This is a genomic window from Thiocystis violacea (genome assembly GCF_016583565.1).
Classification (GTDB): domain Bacteria; phylum Pseudomonadota; class Gammaproteobacteria; order Chromatiales; family Chromatiaceae; genus Thiorhodococcus; species Thiorhodococcus violaceus_A.
Map to the genome: position 1 here is coordinate 28798 of NZ_NRRF01000038.1, position 18187 is coordinate 46984.

The window sequence follows — 18187 nt, forward strand, 5'->3', positions numbered from 1 at the left end:
CAATGGACACGACAGCAAGCCATCGCGCGTCAGCGCGTGACAAACGCAAGCTGCTGGTCTGTGACAGCGCCGAGCTGACTGATCGTCAGCATCGCATCATCCCACTGCTGTTCAAGAACGCGCGGCAGACCGCCATCGTGCTGCGACATGGCGGCCAGGTCTACGCCTATTTGAATCAATGCGTGCACATGGTGCGGCGCCTGGACTGCATGCACGACGCGGTCTTCGATACGGAGCAAGGGCACCTGCGCTGCTCCATGCACGGTATCGTCTACGACCCGACCACGGGTGAATCCTTGAGCGTGTTGTGCTCCGGCGAGCACCTTGAATCCTTGCGCTCCGCGGAGATCGACGGTCAGGTGTACCTCGTCGACAAACGCGTGCGGGGACTGATCGACTCCAGCGATGCTTGATACCGCCGGCAGCTGCATGCGCCGCGCGGACAACCGATCACCGACCTCCCTCAGCGAGCAATCCCGATGAAAACCACCGACAAGATCCGTCAACAACTCCAGGAAAACCCAGTCGTCCTCTACATGAAGGGCACGCCGCGCGAGCCGCGCTGCGGGTTCTCAGCCCATCACAGTCCCGAACAAGGCAAACGCGCTCAGATCGTTACCCCCTGCGTTATCCATAGCCCGATCAGGCAAGAAAAAAGGGTTAGCTGACCAAGCTAACCCTTTTTTCTTTCTACTGGAGCTGGCGGACGGATTCGAACCCCCGACCTGCTGATTACAAATCCGACAGTCATCAAACAAGACTTATAAAAACAACCGGTTAGACGCCAGCGCAAAGCGATTTCCTGTCCTATTCTGCCCCAGTAACAGCCAGTTCTGTAGCCCCGCCGCACAATTTCAGGCACAGCTGAGCGGCACTCCCTTATGGTCATCCCCAACGTTCTTTCGCCGATCTCCAACCAAGAGAACCTCAACCAGCCTCGTTCCCATGAGCCGACGATACGCGCCCAACGTTAGACGACGAAGGACCGGGGCTTTCGCCTAAAGCTGCAAGGGTCGCGGCTGAAAGACGTTTGGCCTATGCTTAGTCATATGCCAACAGACCTGGACTCGGATGCCATGCAATCGGAACGTCATGTTCGTCTCTTTCGCAATGGGCGCAATCAAGCGCTGCGGATCCCGCGCGACTTGGAGCTGGATGCCGATGAGGCAGTGATTCGCCGTGACGGCGAGCGGCTGATCATCGAGCCCGTCAAGCGCCGAGCCGATCTCGCGACGCTGCTTGCCGGCTGGAAGCCCCTCGATGAGACCCTGCCGGATATCGACGAAGGGCTCCCGGCACTCGACGATATCCAGCTCTAGGCTCCGTGCACCCCCATGTCCGCGCTGCGCTATCTCCTCGACACCAATATCCTTTCGGCGCTGATCCGCGAGCCACAAGGCCCGGTCGCGACACTCCTGAGCCGCCGTGGCCACGATCGGGTGTGCACCAGCCTCATCGTCGCGGCTGAGCTGCGCTTCGGCGCGCTCAAGCGCGGTTCGCCCGTCTTGCTCGACAAAGTCTCGGACCTGCTCGCGTCCATGCCGGTCCTACCGCTCGAGGCCGGTGTCGATGAAGCCTACGCCAGGGTACGCCTTGCCCTGGAGCAAGCAGGAACGCCGATCGGCCCCAACGACCTGCTGATCGCCGCACATGCCCTGGACCAGGACCTCACGCTCGTGACGGACAATGCGGACGAATTCAGGCGGGTACCCACGCTGCGGGTCGAGAATTGGCTCGCCACCCAGCGCTGAGCGCGGCAGATCGCCCCTCGCAATGGGCTGTGCGAGCGCTGCGCCTCGCGCCTTGTTTGTCATGACGACCCTCGTCGTCTATACCGCCCGCGCAACTCCAATTCCCGCCCTGTCAAGCCGTATTCACGCGACTCACGGCGATGCTCTTGCACATCTTCCGGCACACCTCACGACCCGGCTCGTCACCTGCTGTAAAGTCCGACTGGCGGTCTGAAAAATCTGCCAAGTCGAGGACAGCATCAAGGTCAGGGATCTCAGGGTTAGAGGACTCCACTCCACACAGCAAGGCGCTCGCAAAGCAGGGCTTGGACCGGGCTTTCAATGTTCGTTCAGCCCTTTTTATACACATAAAAATATGCATTTATCCTCCAATGCGCTATACATGGGATGAAGCCAAACGACAAACCAACTTGAAGAAGCACGGGCTGGATTTTGTCGATGCGCCCCACGTCTTCGAGGGGCCGATGCTCTTGTTCGAAGACGCCCTCCAGGGTTATGGCGAACAGCGTATGATCGGCATCGGACTCTTGGATTGTCTGGTCGTGTTGGTCGTCCACGTAGAATCTGACGACACCATCCGCATCATTTCCATGCGCAAGGCAGACAGCCATGAAACAGACCTCTATTACCGTAACGCCGGATACTTCTGATGAGGCGCCGACGCTGACTCAGGCCGATTTCGACCGTGCCCGATTTCAACTCGGGGGGCGAGCCGTCAGTCGCCCCGAATGGCAGACCGCCGTGCGTGCACGCACGGGCAAGCTTCGGATCAATATCATGCTCGACGCGCCGATCGTGGAGCATTTCAAGGCGATGGCCGGGGATCGTGGCTATCAGACACTGATCAATGAGACGCTCCGACGGGTGATCGAATCGGAGCATCTCGAAACCGATCTGCGCCGCATCATCCGCGAGGAGTTGGACGCACGCGGTTGAGTGAAGCACCCACCGCAAGACAGAGCACATTGTCGTATCAGCAAGGCCCACAGATGGTCTGCACGACAATCCTGACGACCGGAGTTGAGCATTAGCTCGCCCCACAGCGCGACCGAAGCAGATCGCACCTGGGGAATCGACCACCGGGTTGGGGGGGCTCCGCGCTTGATCGAACGATCACGCACCTGTCGATGCCCGCTACCAATCCTGATACTGCACGGGCGCCGCGCCATGCGCTTCCAGGACCTGCGGCTGCTGGCTCGCGGGTTCGTCGTTCACGCGCTCGACGAGGAGTTCGAAGCGCCAGTCATCGCCAAAGTCGAACAGGAAGTCGATCCGCATCCCCTCGCAAAGCGCGAGGTCGCCCACCTTGATCTCATCGGCGACGTATTCGGACTCACCCGCCAAATGGGGATGATCGATCTCGACGGTGCACCCGAAGCGGTCCTGGTAGCTGAAGCGGTAGAGATGATCCCTGTCATCGAAGTCGAAGGCGCCGAGAATGGTGTCCGCGAGTGCGTCGAGAGCGGTCTCGCCCCCAATGGCGATCCGCCGCCAGCAATCCGCCCCCAGCGCCACCTTGAATAGATGCTGGCCGGGTTGGAAAGGCTCCTCGGGGATCTCCAGTTCCTCGCGCCACTCGGGGATGTGCGGGCGCACCAGCCGGCTCCAGTGCTCGAAACGCGCCAGGGAGTCGAAAAAGTCCACGGCGTCGAGGATGGGCATGTCCGATTCGGCCTCGGGCAGCAGAGATTGTTGGCGCATGAAGGCCCCAAAGTGGCCCAGCAAGGCACGTCCCCACTCGGTGAGTTCGACCCGCTCAGGCAGCCATCCCTTGCCTTTCTCCGGTGGCATGGCCCGTAGGTCGAGCAAGCCGAAGAGCTCCAGCAACGCCAGATGGTGGAGGCCGGGAGAATACCGGAGCCAATCCGCGTGCTGAGGTGTTTCGAACGTCAGGTGACCCGTGTTCGGCAACCGCTTCAGAAAGGTCACGACCCTCATCGACGCATCCCCGCCCCAGCTTGCGCGCTCGCCGATCATCTCCTCGCTTGAACGACCCCACCAGGCTTTCAGCAAGGCAAAATAGCGCTCGGCGGCGTTGAGGGAGCACCAGGAGGCCAGGACGAGGGGGTCGAGATGCAACCGCGGTTTCTTGGACGCCGTGTCGATCCACGCCAGACCAGTGGCGCGCAGCACCAGATAGAGACCATTGATGTGCGGATAGGATTTCTGCATCGCGCGTTTCAGCCCCAGTTCCAGGGGATGGGTGAGACGCTGATTGATCGACTCCAGCGTCTTCATGGCGAACAGGTGGCCGGGGGTGAGCGGCAGCCCCTGATCGCCAATCAGGTCCAGCAGGGCGTCGAAATCTCGCAGGATGCTTCCCGGCGGCTGCCGCTCGAAATCAGGTGCCTCGAGTGGGTGGGTGGAGGTCGGTACAGGGGTGTGGGTTTTGGTCATAGGCTCACGATCAGTTTGATCCGGATCTTTCTGCAACAGGCTTCATATCAGTCATCGCCGCCTGGCGCCAGGCCCAGCAGGCGCAGAGTCTGGGGGTCGCCTTCACCCTGGAAGTACCGCGTCAGCACCCGATTGCGGGAAGAGGTACCACATCCAGTGCGAGCGCTTGCGACCGCTGCGAATCTCGGCAAGGGCTCGAGCATAGTCGTCTTCTTGCGCCTCGACGAAACGCTGTAGATCATGGCGATCATGGGTATCTGTCATGACGCGATCTCCTATTCATTCAGCCCGCAAGGCGCCCCAGACGCAGCGGGCCGCGCCGGATCGGAATCGGGACGACAGGCAGACGCCGGGATGACGGTCATCCCCGCCAGCCGCGCGGGATGGCGGTGGCGGTCATCGACGACATCGCGGATCCAGATCGCCTCGATCTGCCGTGGGAAACGCTGGCGAATCGCACGGTAGATCTCCGGATCCTGCTCACCGGAGTCGCCGACGAGGATGAAGCGACGCGCGGGAAACTGGCCGATGATCGCGCCGATCTGCGCACGCTTCTGCGCCCGCGTCGCCTCGCCGCCCGCCAGGCGCGCGAGATCCTGCCACGCACCCGCCGTGAGCAGATTCTTGCGGACACTTTTCAGGTGGAAGGAGCCCGCGGGATAGCCGGCCGCCGTGATGAAGTCCGCGAGCGGCCGATAGAGCGCCCAGGGGCTGCCGGAGACATAATGAAACGCCGTCGCCGCGCCGAGCGCCCGGTAGCGTTGCGCCATCCCGGGCGCGACGACGAAGGGGCGGAAGAAGGTGTTCTCCAGCACCACCTCGCGCCCGGCGGGGATCCCCGTGATCTTGAGGGTATCGTCGATATCTGAAATCACGGAACGTCCCTGCGATGCCAGCAGGCGCACCCTGCCCTCCCCCTGGTGTCCCGATGAGCGCGTGCGCAGACGCAGCCAGCCCTGCGTGGATCCCTGGGCGCGCAGCAGTTCCTCGACCCGTGCGACGTCCAGTCGCACGGTGCCCTCGATCAGACCGTTGAGGTCGCTCGCCAGTGGCGTGCCGCGTGCATCCGCGACGCGGTAGGTCATCTGACGCGGATCCTCGTCGAACCCCAAGACGACCTGCTCCCCGGACTCGTCATCCGCGACCAGGTCGGATAAGCGGTCGTGAGCCCGCGCGATCTCGGCCGCCGAGCGCCGCTCGGGCCGCGCGACCAGGCGGGTGATCAGATCCGTGGTGAGCGACCGGGGCTCATGGACCCAGAGGCGCAGCGGGATCGCCCACTGCGCCCCGGCACGATAGCCATCGCTGGGGTAGATGGTGACGGCTTTGACGTCCTCCGCCCGCGGTGGTGCAACCCCGCCGAGCAGGAGTAGCAGGACCATGGTCACGGCTGCCAGATGCTGAATCATCCGGCCGCACGTCGCCTGATGGGCGCGTCCGGCTCGACGGATCCAGAGCTGGGGCGTTCTCTTGCCCATCAGCGTCTGTTCGGCAAGAACTTGATGAACCATTGGCCCCGTTTCTGCTCGAAGGCGATTGGCTCGCTCCAGTCGCGCGTGATGCGGCGAATGCCCCTCGCCTTCTTTCCCTCGATCCGAACGTCGACCAGAGACTCACCCACGAAGAGCGACGAGCTGACCGACCCACCGCCCAGCGTCGCCCGTTTCAACCGCTCCGCCTTGGCCGTGAACGTGGCGAGATCGGTCACGCATCCGAGGCAGGTCGCGATGGCGCCATTCAGGGCCTTCACCAAGTCGCGGTGACGCAGGGACTGCTGCAGCAGATCCGCTGGGGGCGTTGCGCCCGACGCAGCCCCCACCGATCCGGACATCATCCGCTGCGCGGAGTCTTGAAGCGCTTCAGCGCATGCCCTGACATGCTGCAACGCCTCGGCCGGAATACCATGCTCCAGACACAGGCTGGAAGAGGCGCCCTCCGGATCCGCTCCGAGCGGAATGCCCATTTTTGCTAACGGTTTCAAGTCGCTGCGATCCAGACACGCGAAAAAGGTTTCCCAATCTCCGCGCTCCATCGCCGCTTGCGCAGCCGCGAAGACGGCTTCCGGGCTGGTGCGTGACATGCCAGTGTTCCCCCTCTGTCGTGACGTCAGACGCCCCCAACCCGATGCGTCCTCACCCGAGCGGGCCGAGGACGCGCAGGGCGGGAAGCACCAGAATGCACATCGCGGCGATCCACCAGCCAGAGACCGGCATCCCCCGCCGCCTGGCAGACAAGCCGCGGATCCCCAGGCCAATGCCGACGATCAAGGCCACGAGCACGATCGCCAACGCGAGCAAGCCGCGCGTCCGGCAGTCAATGACCGACAGGGGCGTAACGGACAGGGCAACGACCGCCAGCGGGGCGAGCAATGGCAGAAGAATGTGCTGAGTCAACGGACGCATGAGTGGTGCCGATCAACGCGGTTAGGGCAGGAATCCAGTCGCTCAGTATAGTTCTTGGCGCCAAAGCCGATGACGTGGACGCGCGGCTAGATCCTGCAAACGGATCTGATCCAGGGTTTCATGGCGGAACAGATTCAGCCCCAGTTCCAGATCGGGGTGTGGCCGATACTGCAGCGCGATCTCGAGGGTGCGCAGACGCTCCGATTCCAATGCCGCGTTCGCCTGATAGATGGGCAACAACCCATTGCGCGTCTCAAGAAGCGTCGGAGCACGAAAGCCCTCGCCATAGAGCAGCTTCGCGGTCCATTCGGGCAGCGGTGTCCAGACGAGGACGGCGCGTGGGCTGACATGCGTTCCAACATCCGAGTCGTCGTCGAGGCGTGCGCCCCAGGTCAGCGACCACTTCGGGGCGATCAGCCATTCGTCCTGGAAATAGGCGGACAGCAGTCGGCCATGGCCGTCATCGTCAGATCCCGTTGCGGCCGCGGACAGCAACTGCGTCAACGCGCTGGCATAACCCGTGAGCGGGTCGCTCAGCGTGGTGCTGGTCGTGCCCATGCCAGACGCGACGGCATCCAATCCGCGCAGCTCCAGCGCGTCGAGCGCGTAGCGGACCTGCTCAACCTCGAGCCCCAGGGTGATGAAATGCCGAGCGCTCGCCGCATAGCGAAGATCCGAGCGCAGTCGCCAGGTCTCCTGCGCGGCATCCACTTAGAGCGTCAGCGCGAGCCGTTGGCTGAATCTGACCTTGCGCTCGAGCCGCCCTTCGACCGTCTCCAGCGTGCGCGTCCCGCTGGGATCGATGGCACTCAAGATTCCGGCACCAAGCCCCTGCGTGGTGCGCGAGAGCCGCAGCATGGCGCGCGTCTGACCGAATCGGGCATTCGCCAGCACGCCCAGATTGCGTTGGTCGGTGTTGACCGCGCTCGGTGCCAGCGAGAATCCGCTCCCGAGCACGGAATCGATCTGCGACAAGCGGTCGGCGCGAATCACGGGCGTAGGCCCGTCCGTCTCCATGACCTCGGCGCCAAGGACGATGTCGGTGGATGCGTTGCTGTTCCCAACCAGGAGGCGTCCGTCACCTGTGCGCTCCGAGCCGCCACTCAGCGTGATCTGCTGCTGGTCGACCCGCTTGCGCGTGATGACATTGACCACCCCGGAGAAGGCATCCGCGCCGAACACCGAGGAGCCCGGTCCACGCGTCACCTCGATCCGTTCGATGACGTCGATGGGGATGACGCCCAGGACGCTGAGCGGATTCCCCAGGATCAGATCCGATTGAGGCATCCCATCGAGCAGCACCAAGAGGTTACCAGAGCCGAGACTCGAGAAGCCGCGCACCAGGACGTTTGGCGCGTAATCATTGGTCAAGCCCAGATGGAATCCGGGCACCAACCGCAGCGCCTCGCCGACGCTGCGGAATCCGCCGTTACGGATGTCCTCGGCGGTGATGACGGTCGCGACCGCCGGGGCCGTGCGATAGAGGTGGGCGCGTCCGGTCGCGATGCTGACGGTTCTCTCCGAACCGAACAATTCCTCCGCGGAGGTCTGAGCCAGGGCGGAGCTGGAAAGTGCGCCCAGGGTGGCGAACAGGAGTCGTGTCATGGGTCTTCATCTCAGGGCGTGCCGCGATCAGCCTGCTCAGACTGCTCGATCAGCGTCACGATGGTCCCGATGAGCCGCTCCGGCCGCACTGGCTTGACCATCAGGTGGGCACCGAGGCGGGTGATGGCCGCCTGGAGGGGTGCCCGATCGTCGCTGGTGGTGCTGGCCTCGCCTCGGACCCTCTCGATGGCCAAGGCGGCCTCGCGCAGACTGCCAACCGCGATCGGAATCCAACGCAAACCGAGCGTTTCGGCCGACCGCTGCGCGCGCCTGACCAGGTCGTCCGGCACCGCTTGAAGGTGGATGAAATAGAGCGTCTCGGTGTTCGGAGACAGGGCTCGCAACTGCGCGAGCACCAGGGAGGGATCGACGAAGCGGGAGAGTCCATCGCGCGCCGCAGCGGGCAAGGTCCCGACCAGAATCGGCAAGACCCGGGCATTCGAAAAGGCCTGCTCGGCCGCGGCGTAGGCAGACCCACCGACGGCCACGACCTGACGGGGCGGGCGCGACCAGGACCGTGCATTCAGCGCATCGAGCGCACAGACGCCGATGTCCTGGCTCGTACCCTGTGCGAGTCCCTCGAAGAGCTGATTGACGACCTCTTCATAGGGCGGCGCCACCGCAGGATGGATGAGCATCAACGGGGCCTCCTGACACGCAGCGGCCGGCGCAGGCTGGGCCGCAGGCAGCCAGGCCAGCAGCAGAACCAGGACCCATCCGCCGGCAAGCGTCCAACCCTGCGCTGGCCTCGGCCGTGCAGCAGCGTTGCGGGCCACGCACACTGAGCGCCAAGCGTTCGGTCTTCCCGGTCGCAAGCGATGACGCAAGGGGTCCATGCAATGGCCTCTCCTCTTCCAGTGGATACCGCGACCATGGCGTTCAGTCGGTCCGATCGCCCGGTCAATCAGAGCGCCGATGACCCGGCGGCGCCGAGCGCGGCGCAGACGGCTTCAACGGCCGCCGGCAGGCGCCGTCCTACACGCTCAGCCGCCGCCAGATCGCCGGCTTCGAATGCCGCCTCTAGCGCTCGCAGCAGCGCTTCGAGCTGGGGTGTCGCCACCTGCCGAGCAACGCCGACCGCACCACGCGCCGCTTCTTGGCAGGCGGCGGTCTCGCTGCCATAACGCTGCACGTCGAGCAGCCGCCCGCCACGCGCCGGGTCGTCCAGCAAATCGAGCAGACCGATCAGCATCCGGTCGCGGACGTCGGCGCGCCCACCCGCGCGGGCGAGCGCCAGGTCTGGGTCGTAGACGGTCGTGATGGCTGCGGTAATCATGACGGGATGCCTCCTCCGGGCTCGTCATCGACGATGCCGAGCTCGCGACATAGCCGATAGATCCGGATCGGCGTGTCGACACCCAAAAGCGTCTTGATCTCGGCGATCTTCTTGTCGACGTACTTCTTGGTGATGGGCAGCGTCGCGGCGATCTCGGCGGGCGAATGCCCCTCGAGCAGGAGGCGCAGGACATCGCCGCGGCGCCCCGCCAGCAGCTGCGAGCGGACCTCGGCCTCGGCGCCCGCGATGTGCATGTGCAGCCGCGCCTGAAGCATCGGCTCGACATAGCGCCCACCCAGGGCGACGGTGCGCACCGCCCGCCACAACTCCTCCGGCAAGACCCCCTTGCCCAGATACCCCGCCGCGCCGGCATCCAGACAGGCGCGCACGAGGTCGGGCTGGGCGTGAACGCTGAGACAGATGACGCGCACGTCGGTCCATTGGCGCTGGAGCGCGGCGATGGTGTCAGCGCCGCCGAGGGTGCAGAGCAGGCCGTCGCGGTCCGGCATGCGCAGATCCAGGAGCACCACGTCCGGCTGCAAGGCCCGTGTGTCACGCAGCATCTCGCTGCGTGTGGCGCAGGCGCTGACGACCTCCACGGCGGCACCCGCCACCTGCGGCAGCAGCTCGGCGACAGCCGTGCGCAGGAGGGTCTCGTCCTCCGCGATCAGGACCCGAACGGGAGCCCTGATCAGGCGCTCTGGCGGTTCGTGCAGCGCGCCCTGCTCAGGCAAGACGCGGTCGCGGTGTGGATCGCAACAGGCCATTAACTGGCAAAAACCACTGTTCATTGAATGGATGAACTCCCTCGTTTGCGGGCTTGTGGTCAACATAGCGAGGGAGACTAATGCGACAAGGCGTCAAAGACGCCAATGTGATCGAGCGCGTGCAAGCGGCGTCATAGACGCCAGTCTCGCCGGTGCGACGCAAGGAGGCGTCAAAGACGCCTGTTCAAGCCGCTCACGCGTGGCTCTCGACACCCATCAGTCCGAGCAGCAGAATGAGGCTCGCTCATCAAATCCGTCAGGAGTCACAGATGGCATCAACTCAGATCGACATTCCGCAGGACATCCTGGACTCCGCCCGTTTGTCACCGGACCAGCTCAAACAGGAGCTTGCCATCAGTCTCTATGTGCAACGGCGGCTTTCGATCGGGAAGGCGAGAGAACTGGCTGGGATGTCACTGTGGCGGTTTCGGCAATTACTGGCGTCGCGGGAGTTACCCGCTCACTACGACGAGGCGGATCTGTTCGAGGACCTGGACACCTTATCCAACTGGGACCGCTCGGCGTCATGAGGCGAGTGGTCAGCAACACCTCGCCGCGATCGGCCAACTCGATCTACTGCACAGGCTGTTCGGTCGTGTCGAAATCGCCCATGCGGTCTGGGATGAGTTGAACGCCAACGGTCGTTCCTGGCCCGGTCGCGATGAGGTTGCACAGGCGTCCTGGATCATTCGCCAGGCACCCAACAACCAGGCGCTGATGCGCGCCTTGCAGCGGGATCTCGACCGGGGCGAATCCGCGAGCATCGCACTCGCGGTCGAACTGGGCGCCGATCTCATCCTGCTGGACGAGCAGGACGGACGTCGACTTGCACAGCAACAGGGATTGACGCCCATGGGCGTGGTCGGGGTTCTGCTGCTGGCGAAGCGACGCGGTTTGTTGCCAGCCATCCGGCCGAGTCTCGATGCGCTGAGAACCGATGCCGGCTTCTGGCTGGGTGATTCAGTGTATCGGCTCGCGCTTCAGAAGGCGCGTGAATCGTCTTGAAGCCCAGTGCCAGGGCGGCATCCAGTCATCAGGACTTTAGTCAACAAAAGCCTATCGAGGTCAGACATGAAGCACACCACAGAGATCAAAGGCTACCCTGGAACCCACGAGTAGCTCGCCGAAGCGATTGGCGACCTGTTCTACGACTCGCTGGCGGATTTTCTGCATGCGCTCGCGTCCAAAATCGAACTTGACGCGGCCAAGGACCAAGCGCGCAGTTCCGGTGACAGTTTACTTAACTCTAGGAATCCGCTTGAAGCGCTGGCAGTTCCGGTGACAGTTTACTTAACTCTAGGAATCCGCTTGAAGCGCTGAAAATAAGACGATTCTGTGTGTCCGCTATGCGTCGGTAGCTCGAACTCAAACTCCGCCCTGCCTCTGAACGCTCCCCGCGTGCAAGAGTCACCGCCGTCATTCGCGAGAGATAAAGCCAGCGCGGATGACGCTCAGAACGAGGCGGAATCGCGTGAGCGACAACACGACGGACTCACAGTTGTTTGGGCAGATGCGTGATGCCGGTGCCGATCAGGCGCACGGCGATCAGGGTCAGAAGAGGTATGACGAAGGGATGCAGGGGCAGCGGGAGCAATAGGACCAACAGCAGGAGCCCAACCACCAGCGTTAGACCGGTCTGACTCGCCTGGCGGGCAACCGGGCTCGGGTAGTCGAAGCCCAATTGACGGATCCGCCAGCGCCAGTGGCCCTCAAGCACGCCGGCGACGAGCAGCAGCCCGAGCGCCGGCGCCCAGGCCGTAAGCAGGGCGGCGCGCAGACAGGCCAGTTCAACCAGCAGGCGGACGGCCTTCGAGCGCTCGAGGAGCCAGTCCGGATCGACCCCATCGATCAGGACGGATCCTTGACGATCGGCGTGCATCGACTGGCCCGCGATCAACGTGTCGTCCTGGTTCCTTTGCATCGCGGACCAGCGTCGTGCCAAATCTGAGACCGCCACGGCGCTCCGCTCACCGAGCGCCTGTCGAGACCAGGCCCGCTCCAGCGTCGCGACCTGCTCCAGCCACCCCGTCGGCACTCATCACACGATCCTGATCAGACCGACCAGCAGCAGGAGCAGCACGGCAACCCACCCGCACCGACAGGGCTTCGCGCAGGGTCTAGACGGTCGTCGACCAACCCAATCGACAGGCAAACGAGTCGAGCAGGCGATCCCCTGACTGGGTCTGTCCCGACTTGCGCCGGCACCGAGTTTGGCCTAATTTGGTCCAATTAGGCCATTACCTCGGGGTTCCGCATGCAAAGCCTTTCCGCCCACGACGCCAAGGCCCGCTTCGGCCACTTGCTGGATACCGCTCGGCGCGAGCCGGTCGTCATCGAGCGCCACGGGCGCGCCGTCGCTGTCGTCCTTTCAAAGGAAGAGTACGACGAGCTGAACGCCATCAAGCTTCGGCAACTCCGCGCCGAGATCACGGCGGGGATCGCGGATCTCGAACGGGGTGCCTACACCGAGTACAGGACTGACGAGCTTCCCACGCTCGCCGGACAGATCAAGGCCGCTGGCCGCGAGCGACTCGCGAAAAAGTGACCTACCGGCTAGCGGGACGCGCGCAAGCGGATCTCGCCGAGATCTGGGACTATTCCGCCCAGCAATGGAGCCTCGATCAGGCCGATCGGTACATTGATGCCCTGGTCACCCGTTTCCTTTGGCTCAGCGAGAACGCCACCTTGTGGCAGCCCCGGCCCGATCTCGTTGAAGGACTCTACAGTTATCCGCAGCAAAGCCACGTGATCTATTTTCGACGCGGCGCCGATGCGCCAGCGTTGATCGAGATCGTCCGCGTGCTGCATGGCCGGATGGAGCCAGCCAAGCACGTCCGGTGAGACGCTCGACGCCGCCGCGCATTGAGCGGATGCCAGGTTCAAGTGCTCGGTCGTGACGGGGGCGAGTCGCATCCGTGCGGCGGCAAAGAGGCTCTCGGACGGAGTGGGACATCAAACGCGCAGTGGCGGCTGTGCTTTGGAACTGACCATCAATTGTTTCCCGCTTTCGCGGATGACGAAGCTGGAGCTTCGTCACCAGGCTCGAATCGGGACGTAGAAAATGGACAGTTCCTTTGTGTGGCGAGATGGCGATGCGATCAATGTCGAGATCGTGGACGATCGCTGAGGAGACCCAGCCATGACACCTACCAACGCGATGCGCCCGGTGCATCCAGGTGAGATTTTGCGCGAGGACTTTCTCGCCCCCTTGGGCATGAGCGTGAACGCCTTGGCCGTGGCGCTGCGCGTGCCGGCGACGCGACCGGGCAGCGGATCAGCGACCAATGACGCCCCGGAAGCGTGCCCACCGCTCCTGCTTCTATGCTGAGACGAACCGGATTCGGCTCCAGCAGGCCAACCCCGAGGTCGCACCGCTCGTGCTCAGCCCTGGTGAGATTCAGATCCTTGGCGTGGTCACTGGTCTGGTGCGGATGGGCGGATGAGCGAACCGATCAAGCCGCAGAGCCGCGACGAAGCGGTGTGCGGTGACGGTTCCCTGCCCGGCCCATTATTATGCAGCGCCCAGCCACTGTTGCGAGCCACGTCATGAGCGCTTCACTTCTGGTCAAGTTTCGCCTCTTGACCACTATCAAGCGTCGACGTCGACAGGGCATCCGTGCCCACGTCACGAGGACACCGGCATGCGCCAACCGCGTTCAATCATCCGCGCTCTTACGATCTCCATGTGCCGCGCGCTGTTCATTGATGAGGACTTAGCCGATTGGCTGCGCTCACGCTATGCTGAACAGGCGCGGGCGGCTGCCACGCCAAGAGGAACGAGCGCATGCTTTACAAGCGACCAGGCAGCCGTCACTGGTGGACGCGATTCACCCCACCAGGACAAAAGGAGATACGCCGCTCTACTGGCACGGAAGACAAGAAAGCGGCCGAAGAGTACGAAGCAAAGCTAAAACAGGAGTTGTGGCGACAAGGCCGGATGGATGAAAAACCACGCCGGCTTTGGGAGCAAGCGGTGGTGCGCTGGGTCGAGGAAACCGACTACAAGGCCAGCATCAGGACGACCTCTGTCATCTGCGCTGGCTCGATGGGCAACTGGCCGGATGCTACCTCGACAAAATCGACGTCGACCGCATCGATGGCATCATCGCGTCTCGTAAAGCCGGCGGTGCAAGTAACGCGACCGTCAATCGAACCCTGGCCTTGCTGAGGGCCATCGTCCGCCGCGCAGAGCGCAAATGGCGATGGCTAGGGCTAGGGCTAGAGAGGGCGCCTGCGATCTGTCTGTTACCCGAGCCACGCCAGCGGATCCGTTGGCTGACCCGCGAAGAAGCCGAGCGTTTGACCACCGAACTGCCCGAGCACCTGGCGGACATGGTCCGGTTCAGTCTCGCCACGGGATTGCGCGAGGCCAATGTCACCGGCCTATGCTGGAGCCAGGTGGACCTAGAGCGGAAAGTCGCGTGGATTCATCCCGACCAAGCGAAAGCGAGACGGGCGATCGGCGTGCCGCTCAACAACGACGCCGTGTGCGTGCTTCGCCGCTGGCAAGGTCGACACCCGGAGCGGGTGTTCGCTTACGCCAAGCCCAGAAAGGGGCTCGCGCCGGAGTGGGTGCCCATCGCCGAGGCCAACAGCGCGGCTTGGTACAAAGCGCTCAAGCGGGCCGGGATCGAGAACTTCCGCTGGCACGATCTGCGGCACACCTGGGCATCCTGGCATGTCCAGAACGGGACGCCGCTGCACGTCCTGCAGGAACTCGGGGGCTGGGCTTCCTTTGCGATGGTCCAGCGCTATGCTCACCTTTCGCCGGAGCATCTGGCTGAGCACGCGGCCAGAATCGAGACAGGCCTCCGGACAGTGGAGGAGATTCGCACAATTTCCGGCACAGCCATCAAAAATGGAAGTGGAACAAACGGCCAAAAAGGCCGCTAAATTACTGTTCCAAATAGATAAATATGGAGCTGGCGGACGGATTCGAACCCCCGACCTGCTGATTACAAATCAGCTGCTCTACCAACTGAGCTACGCCAGCGTGGAAGGCGTGAGACCAATCGCTAAGGCGATCATCCCAAGGCTGCGAGTATAGCGCGAAGACGCGAGCCTGCTCAATGCGAGAAGGTTTTCGTTTCGGGTTTTCGACGTGTCGAGTCGGGCTTGCCTTTACTGCTTCGCGCTCAGGCCATAGTCTCCCGTTTTATCGAACTGACTGCCAACGAAGGACAGAGATCCATGAGCCTCATTCAACCGACTCGGATGGCGTTCGACGACCGGGAGCTGACGGCCGCCCGTGCCGAGCTGGTCGCCGCGTTGCGCGCGTTCCTGCCAGAGGACTCTGTGCTGAGGCGCGAGGAGGAGTTGCAGCCGTACGAGTGCGACGGGCTCTCCGCCTATCGGCAACTGCCGCTGCTGGTCGTGCTTCCACGCACGGTCGAGGAGGTGCAGCGCGTGCTCAGGCTCTGTGCCGCGCGTGACATGCCCGTGGTAGCGCGCGGCGCGGGGACCGGGCTGTCGGGCGGCGCCCTGCCCCTGGGCAACGGCATCGTGCTCAGCCTGGCACGGTTCAACCGTATCCTCGCGCTGGATCCAGTGGCACGCACCGCGCGCGTTCAGCCTGGTGTACGCAACCTGGCCATCACCGAGGCGGCCATGATGCATGGCCTCTACTACGCGCCAGATCCCTCCAGCCAGATCGCCTGCACCATCGGGGGTAATGTCGCGGAGAACTCGGGCGGGGTGCATTGCCTCAAGTACGGGCTCACCGTCCACAACGTGCTCTCCGTGACCTTCGTGACCATGGAGGGCGAGCTGGTCGAGCTGGGCTCCGACGCGCTGGACTCGGCCGGCTATGACCTGCTGGCACTCTATATCGGCTCCGAAGGCATGCTGGGCGTCACGGTGGAGGTCACCGTCAAGCTGCTGCCGGTGCCGGAGCGCGCCCAGGCCCTGCTGGCGGCCTATGACGATGTGGAGAAGGCCGGCCAGGCGGTCGGCGCGATCATTGCCGCCGGCATCATCCCGGCCGGTCTGGAGATGATGGACGGACCCGCCATCCAGGCCGCCGAGGACTTCGTCCACGCGGGCTATCCGACCGATGCGGCGGCGATCCTGATCTGCGAACTGGATGGAACCAACCAGGAGGTCTCCGAGCAAATCATGCAGGTTCGCAGCCTGCTTCTGGAGAGCGGCGCGACCGAGGTGCGGACCTCACGGAACGACGCCGAACGCATCCGTTTCTGGCAGGGCCGCAAGGCCGCCTTCCCGGCGGTCGGACGGATCTCGCCGGACTACTACTGCATGGACGGGACCATTCCGCGGCGTGCGCTGCCCGAAGTGCTGCGAAGAACGGCCGAGCTATCCGAGGAGTATGGCCTGCTCGTCGCCAACGTCTTCCACGCGGGCGACGGGAACATGCACCCCCTCATCCTCTTCGACGCCAACAAGCCCGGCGAACTGGAGCGCACCGAAGAACTCGGTGGCCGCATCCTGGAGTTGTGCGTGGAGGTCGGCGGCACCATCACGGGCGAGCACGGCGTTGGCGTCGAGAAGATCAACCAGATGTGCGTGCAGTTCTCCCCGGAGGAGCTGCGCCAGTTCCATGCGCTCAAAGAGGCGTTCGACCCCAAGGCGTTGCTCAATCCCGGTAAGGGCGTTCCGACCCCGCGGCGCTGCTCGGAGTATCGCCAGCTGCCGGACCGAACGCATCGGCATTGACCCCCGCCAGACGCCAACCATCGCCGCGAATCCCCTGACTGGCGACCGCTGCTTGCTTTAGGATGAGGGGCTGGCACCCATGCCCCTTTGAGCTAGAGCGCAATGAGCAACCCCGATCGCTTGATCAACCCGGACGCCGCGTCCGACGACAAGGCCATGGACCGCGCGATTCGTCCGCGCCAGCTGGCGGACTATGTCGGGCAACCGGCGGTGCGTGAGCAGATGGAGATCTTCATCGGCGCGGCGCGCGCGCGCAAGGAAGCGCTCGATCACGTCCTCATCTTCGGACCACCCGGTCTCGGCAAGACGACGCTGTCCCACATCATCGCGCACGAAATGCAGGTCAATCTGCGCCAGACATCTGGACCCGTGCTCGAGAAACCCGGCGACCTGGCCGCCCTGCTGACCAATCTTGAGGCGGGCGACGTGCTCTTCGTCGATGAGATCCATCGCCTGAGCCCCGTGGTCGAGGAGGTCCTCTACCCCGCGATGGAAGACTTCCAGCTCGACATCATGATCGGCGAAGGGCCGGCGGCACGCTCCATCAAGCTGGACATCCCGCCCTTCACCCTCGTCGGCGCCACCACGCGCGCGGGGCTCCTGACCTCTCCGCTGCGCGACCGATTCGGCATCGTGCAGCGGCTGGAGTACTACTGCGCCGAGGATCTCACGCACATCGTCAAGCGCTCCGCCCAAATCCTGGCCATCGAGACCGAACCGACGGGCGCGGCGGAGATCGCCCGGCGCTCCCGCGGCACGCCGCGGATCGCCAACCGACTGCTGCGTCGGGTGCGGGACTATGCGCAGGTGCGCGCCGACGGGCGCATCACCGCCGAGGTGGCGGACAAGGCGCTGTCGATGCTGAAGGTGGACGCCCAGGGATTCGATCACATGGACCGGCGCCTGCTGGAGGCGGTGATCGAGAAGTTCGACGGTGGACCCGTCGGGGTGGAGAGCCTGGCGGCGGCGATCGGCGAGGAGCGCGGAACCATCGAGGATGTACTGGAACCCTTCCTGATCCAGCAGGGCTATCTGATGCGCACGCCGCGCGGTCGCATGGCCACTCAGTCGGCCTACCTGCACTTCGGGTTCAAACGGCCCACATCAATGGCGAATGGCGCGACAGCCGATCTCTTGGATGCGGCTGGCGAATGAGGTCGACGTCATCCGGGCTGGCAGCCACACCAGATCGGACATTCCGCACCCCGTGACAGCACCGATGTCGTATTTTTCAGCGGCATCGATTCAGCAGCACGGGGATGGGTGGATAAAGTGCTCCTCTGGTACCTTGAGCGCGCGTAAGAACGCCTGCTGGGT

At 63.8% G+C, this 18187-nt stretch carries 24 protein-coding genes, 1 tRNA gene and 2 pseudogenes; 15 read left to right on the forward strand and 12 right to left on the reverse strand.

Annotated features, from left to right (window positions below; genetic code table 11):
- The first annotated feature begins 2 nt into the window (after nt 1-2).
- From CKO23_RS15245 to CKO23_RS15270, 6 genes and pseudogenes are all read left to right on the forward strand, one after another.
- On the forward strand, nt 3-413 hold the full coding sequence (locus CKO23_RS15245; RefSeq protein WP_200332677.1) for a Rieske (2Fe-2S) protein: 411 nt from the start codon (nt 3-5) through the stop codon (nt 411-413).
- A 66-nt stretch (nt 414-479) separates the two neighbouring features.
- Nucleotides 480-578: pseudogene (locus CKO23_RS15250) on the forward strand (glutaredoxin); the annotation flags it as partial.
- Between the two features lie 498 nt (nt 579-1076).
- Nucleotides 1077-1319, forward strand: a complete 243-nt coding sequence (locus tag CKO23_RS15255) for an antitoxin (RefSeq protein ID WP_200332678.1) — start codon at nt 1077-1079, stop codon at nt 1317-1319.
- A 15-nt stretch (nt 1320-1334) separates the two neighbouring features.
- Nucleotides 1335-1751 carry a type II toxin-antitoxin system VapC family toxin gene (locus CKO23_RS15260; protein WP_200332679.1) on the forward strand — a complete coding sequence of 139 codons (417 nt, stop codon included), beginning with the start codon at nt 1335-1337 and terminating at the stop codon, nt 1749-1751.
- A gap of 410 nt (nt 1752-2161) precedes the next feature.
- On the forward strand, nt 2162-2401 hold the full coding sequence (locus tag CKO23_RS15265; RefSeq protein WP_242482468.1) for a BrnT family toxin: 240 nt from the start codon (nt 2162-2164) through the stop codon (nt 2399-2401).
- Nucleotides 2361-2687 carry a BrnA antitoxin family protein gene (locus tag CKO23_RS15270; protein ID WP_200332681.1) on the forward strand — a complete coding sequence of 109 codons (327 nt, stop codon included), beginning with the start codon at nt 2361-2363 and terminating at the stop codon, nt 2685-2687. Before CKO23_RS15265 ends, CKO23_RS15270 begins: the two co-directional genes overlap by 41 nt.
- Before the next feature lie 198 nt (nt 2688-2885).
- Here the strand turns inward: CKO23_RS15270 and CKO23_RS15275 are convergent, their stop codons facing one another.
- The 10 genes from CKO23_RS15275 to CKO23_RS15315 all read right to left on the reverse strand — a co-directional run bounded on the left by CKO23_RS15275 (nt 2886) and on the right by CKO23_RS15315 (nt 10165).
- Nucleotides 2886-4148, reverse strand: coding sequence for an IS1096 element passenger TnpR family protein (locus tag CKO23_RS15275; RefSeq protein WP_200332682.1), 1263 nt, complete (start codon nt 4146-4148; stop codon nt 2886-2888).
- Between the two features lie 102 nt (nt 4149-4250).
- Nucleotides 4251-4412, reverse strand: a complete 162-nt coding sequence (locus CKO23_RS15280) for a DUF1810 family protein (protein ID WP_200332683.1) — start codon at nt 4410-4412, stop codon at nt 4251-4253.
- A gap of 11 nt (nt 4413-4423) precedes the next feature.
- Complete coding sequence (locus CKO23_RS15285; RefSeq protein ID WP_200332684.1) at nt 4424-5557, reverse strand: phosphatidate phosphatase App1 family protein; 1134 nt, start codon at nt 5555-5557, stop codon at nt 4424-4426.
- A gap of 68 nt (nt 5558-5625) precedes the next feature.
- On the reverse strand, nt 5626-6228 hold the full coding sequence (locus tag CKO23_RS15290; protein WP_200332685.1) for a hypothetical protein: 603 nt from the start codon (nt 6226-6228) through the stop codon (nt 5626-5628).
- 52 nt (nt 6229-6280) lie between these two features.
- Complete coding sequence (locus CKO23_RS15295) at nt 6281-6550, reverse strand: hypothetical protein (protein WP_200332686.1); 270 nt, start codon at nt 6548-6550, stop codon at nt 6281-6283.
- 42 nt (nt 6551-6592) lie between these two features.
- Nucleotides 6593-7261, reverse strand: a complete 669-nt coding sequence (locus tag CKO23_RS25695; RefSeq protein WP_346014615.1) for a TonB-dependent receptor plug domain-containing protein — start codon at nt 7259-7261, stop codon at nt 6593-6595.
- Entirely contained in the window at nt 7262-8155 is an 894-nt protein-coding gene (locus tag CKO23_RS25700) for a TonB-dependent receptor plug domain-containing protein (protein ID WP_242482469.1), read from the reverse strand.
- An 11-nt stretch (nt 8156-8166) separates the two neighbouring features.
- Nucleotides 8167-8793, reverse strand: coding sequence for a hypothetical protein (locus CKO23_RS15305; protein WP_200332700.1), 627 nt, complete (start codon nt 8791-8793; stop codon nt 8167-8169).
- A gap of 266 nt (nt 8794-9059) precedes the next feature.
- The gene (locus CKO23_RS15310; RefSeq protein WP_200332687.1) at nt 9060-9431 is read right to left on the reverse strand and encodes a hypothetical protein; all 372 of its coding nucleotides are present in this window, start codon (nt 9429-9431) and stop codon (nt 9060-9062) included.
- The gene (locus CKO23_RS15315; RefSeq protein ID WP_242482470.1) at nt 9428-10165 is read right to left on the reverse strand and encodes a response regulator transcription factor; all 738 of its coding nucleotides are present in this window, start codon (nt 10163-10165) and stop codon (nt 9428-9430) included. Before CKO23_RS15315 ends, CKO23_RS15310 begins: the two co-directional genes overlap by 4 nt.
- A 302-nt stretch (nt 10166-10467) precedes the next feature.
- Between CKO23_RS15315 and CKO23_RS15320 the strand changes: the two genes are divergently transcribed.
- Both CKO23_RS15320 and CKO23_RS15325 read left to right on the forward strand, forming a co-directional pair.
- Entirely contained in the window at nt 10468-10728 is a 261-nt protein-coding gene (locus CKO23_RS15320; RefSeq protein ID WP_200332688.1) for a UPF0175 family protein, read from the forward strand.
- A 97-nt stretch (nt 10729-10825) separates the two neighbouring features.
- Entirely contained in the window at nt 10826-11203 is a 378-nt protein-coding gene (locus CKO23_RS15325) for a DUF3368 domain-containing protein (RefSeq protein WP_200332689.1), read from the forward strand.
- Nucleotides 11204-11690: 487 nt separating this feature from the next.
- Here the strand turns inward: CKO23_RS15325 and CKO23_RS15330 are convergent, their stop codons facing one another.
- The gene (locus tag CKO23_RS15330) at nt 11691-12119 is read right to left on the reverse strand and encodes a DUF4400 domain-containing protein (RefSeq protein ID WP_242482471.1); all 429 of its coding nucleotides are present in this window, start codon (nt 12117-12119) and stop codon (nt 11691-11693) included.
- 333 nt (nt 12120-12452) lie between these two features.
- On the opposite strand from CKO23_RS15330, the gene CKO23_RS15335 reads away from it, so the two are divergent.
- The 5 genes and pseudogenes from CKO23_RS15335 to CKO23_RS15355 all read left to right on the forward strand — a co-directional run bounded on the left by CKO23_RS15335 (nt 12453) and on the right by CKO23_RS15355 (nt 15091).
- A complete protein-coding gene (locus CKO23_RS15335) occupies nt 12453-12743 on the forward strand; it encodes a type II toxin-antitoxin system Phd/YefM family antitoxin (protein WP_200332690.1) in 291 nt (96 codons plus the stop codon).
- Complete coding sequence (locus tag CKO23_RS15340) at nt 12740-13039, forward strand: type II toxin-antitoxin system RelE/ParE family toxin (RefSeq protein ID WP_200332691.1); 300 nt, start codon at nt 12740-12742, stop codon at nt 13037-13039. The genes CKO23_RS15335 and CKO23_RS15340 overlap by 4 nt, the downstream gene beginning before the upstream one ends.
- 316 nt (nt 13040-13355) lie before the next feature.
- Nucleotides 13356-13460, forward strand: a pseudogene (locus CKO23_RS15345) (helix-turn-helix transcriptional regulator); the annotation flags it as partial.
- 522 nt (nt 13461-13982) lie between these two features.
- Nucleotides 13983-14366: a hypothetical protein gene (locus tag CKO23_RS15350; RefSeq protein WP_200332692.1), complete on the forward strand. Its 384-nt coding sequence runs from the start codon at nt 13983-13985 to the stop codon at nt 14364-14366.
- Between the two features lie 131 nt (nt 14367-14497).
- The gene (locus CKO23_RS15355) at nt 14498-15091 is read left to right on the forward strand and encodes a site-specific integrase (protein ID WP_200332693.1); all 594 of its coding nucleotides are present in this window, start codon (nt 14498-14500) and stop codon (nt 15089-15091) included.
- A 24-nt stretch (nt 15092-15115) separates the two neighbouring features.
- Here the strand turns inward: CKO23_RS15355 and CKO23_RS15360 are convergent.
- Nucleotides 15116-15191, reverse strand: a tRNA-Thr gene (locus CKO23_RS15360).
- A 197-nt stretch (nt 15192-15388) separates the two neighbouring features.
- Between CKO23_RS15360 and CKO23_RS15365 the strand changes: the two genes are divergently transcribed.
- Together CKO23_RS15365 and ruvB are read left to right on the forward strand one after the other, a co-directional pair.
- On the forward strand, nt 15389-16870 hold the full coding sequence (locus CKO23_RS15365; protein WP_200332694.1) for an FAD-linked oxidase C-terminal domain-containing protein: 1482 nt from the start codon (nt 15389-15391) through the stop codon (nt 16868-16870).
- A gap of 102 nt (nt 16871-16972) precedes the next feature.
- Nucleotides 16973-18025 carry a Holliday junction branch migration DNA helicase RuvB gene (gene ruvB / locus CKO23_RS15370; protein ID WP_200332695.1) on the forward strand — a complete coding sequence of 351 codons (1053 nt, stop codon included), beginning with the start codon at nt 16973-16975 and terminating at the stop codon, nt 18023-18025.
- Nucleotides 18026-18187 lie beyond the last annotated feature (162 nt).

What these genes read in the sequence shown, in the direction of transcription:
- CKO23_RS15270 (WP_200332681.1), top strand. Translation starts at nt 2,361, where the DNA reads ATGAAACAGACCTCTATTACCGTAACGCCGGATACTTCTGATGAGGCG.
- CKO23_RS15335 (WP_200332690.1), top strand. Translation starts at nt 12,453, where the DNA reads ATGCAAAGCCTTTCCGCCCACGACGCCAAGGCCCGCTTCGGCCACTTG.
- ruvB (WP_200332695.1), top strand. Translation starts at nt 16,973, where the DNA reads ATGAGCAACCCCGATCGCTTGATCAACCCGGACGCCGCGTCCGACGAC.
- CKO23_RS15260 (WP_200332679.1), top strand. Translation starts at nt 1,335, where the DNA reads ATGTCCGCGCTGCGCTATCTCCTCGACACCAATATCCTTTCGGCGCTG.
- CKO23_RS15280 (WP_200332683.1), bottom strand. Translation starts at nt 4,412, where the DNA reads ATGACAGATACCCATGATCGCCATGATCTACAGCGTTTCGTCGAGGCG.
- CKO23_RS15295 (WP_200332686.1), bottom strand. Translation starts at nt 6,550, where the DNA reads ATGCGTCCGTTGACTCAGCACATTCTTCTGCCATTGCTCGCCCCGCTG.
- CKO23_RS15365 (WP_200332694.1), top strand. Translation starts at nt 15,389, where the DNA reads ATGAGCCTCATTCAACCGACTCGGATGGCGTTCGACGACCGGGAGCTG.
- CKO23_RS25700 (WP_242482469.1), bottom strand. Translation starts at nt 8,155, where the DNA reads ATGACACGACTCCTGTTCGCCACCCTGGGCGCACTTTCCAGCTCCGCC.
- CKO23_RS15305 (WP_200332700.1), bottom strand. Translation starts at nt 8,793, where the DNA reads ATGCTCATCCATCCTGCGGTGGCGCCGCCCTATGAAGAGGTCGTCAAT.
- CKO23_RS15255 (WP_200332678.1), top strand. Translation starts at nt 1,077, where the DNA reads ATGCAATCGGAACGTCATGTTCGTCTCTTTCGCAATGGGCGCAATCAA.
- CKO23_RS15310 (WP_200332687.1), bottom strand. Translation starts at nt 9,431, where the DNA reads ATGATTACCGCAGCCATCACGACCGTCTACGACCCAGACCTGGCGCTC.
- CKO23_RS15350 (WP_200332692.1), top strand. Translation starts at nt 13,983, where the DNA reads ATGCTTTACAAGCGACCAGGCAGCCGTCACTGGTGGACGCGATTCACC.
- CKO23_RS15290 (WP_200332685.1), bottom strand. Translation starts at nt 6,228, where the DNA reads ATGTCACGCACCAGCCCGGAAGCCGTCTTCGCGGCTGCGCAAGCGGCG.
- CKO23_RS15330 (WP_242482471.1), bottom strand. Translation starts at nt 12,119, where the DNA reads ATGCAAAGGAACCAGGACGACACGTTGATCGCGGGCCAGTCGATGCAC.
- CKO23_RS15285 (WP_200332684.1), bottom strand. Translation starts at nt 5,557, where the DNA reads ATGATTCAGCATCTGGCAGCCGTGACCATGGTCCTGCTACTCCTGCTC.
- CKO23_RS15320 (WP_200332688.1), top strand. Translation starts at nt 10,468, where the DNA reads ATGGCATCAACTCAGATCGACATTCCGCAGGACATCCTGGACTCCGCC.
- CKO23_RS15245 (WP_200332677.1), top strand. Translation starts at nt 3, where the DNA reads ATGGACACGACAGCAAGCCATCGCGCGTCAGCGCGTGACAAACGCAAG.
- CKO23_RS15275 (WP_200332682.1), bottom strand. Translation starts at nt 4,148, where the DNA reads ATGACCAAAACCCACACCCCTGTACCGACCTCCACCCACCCACTCGAG.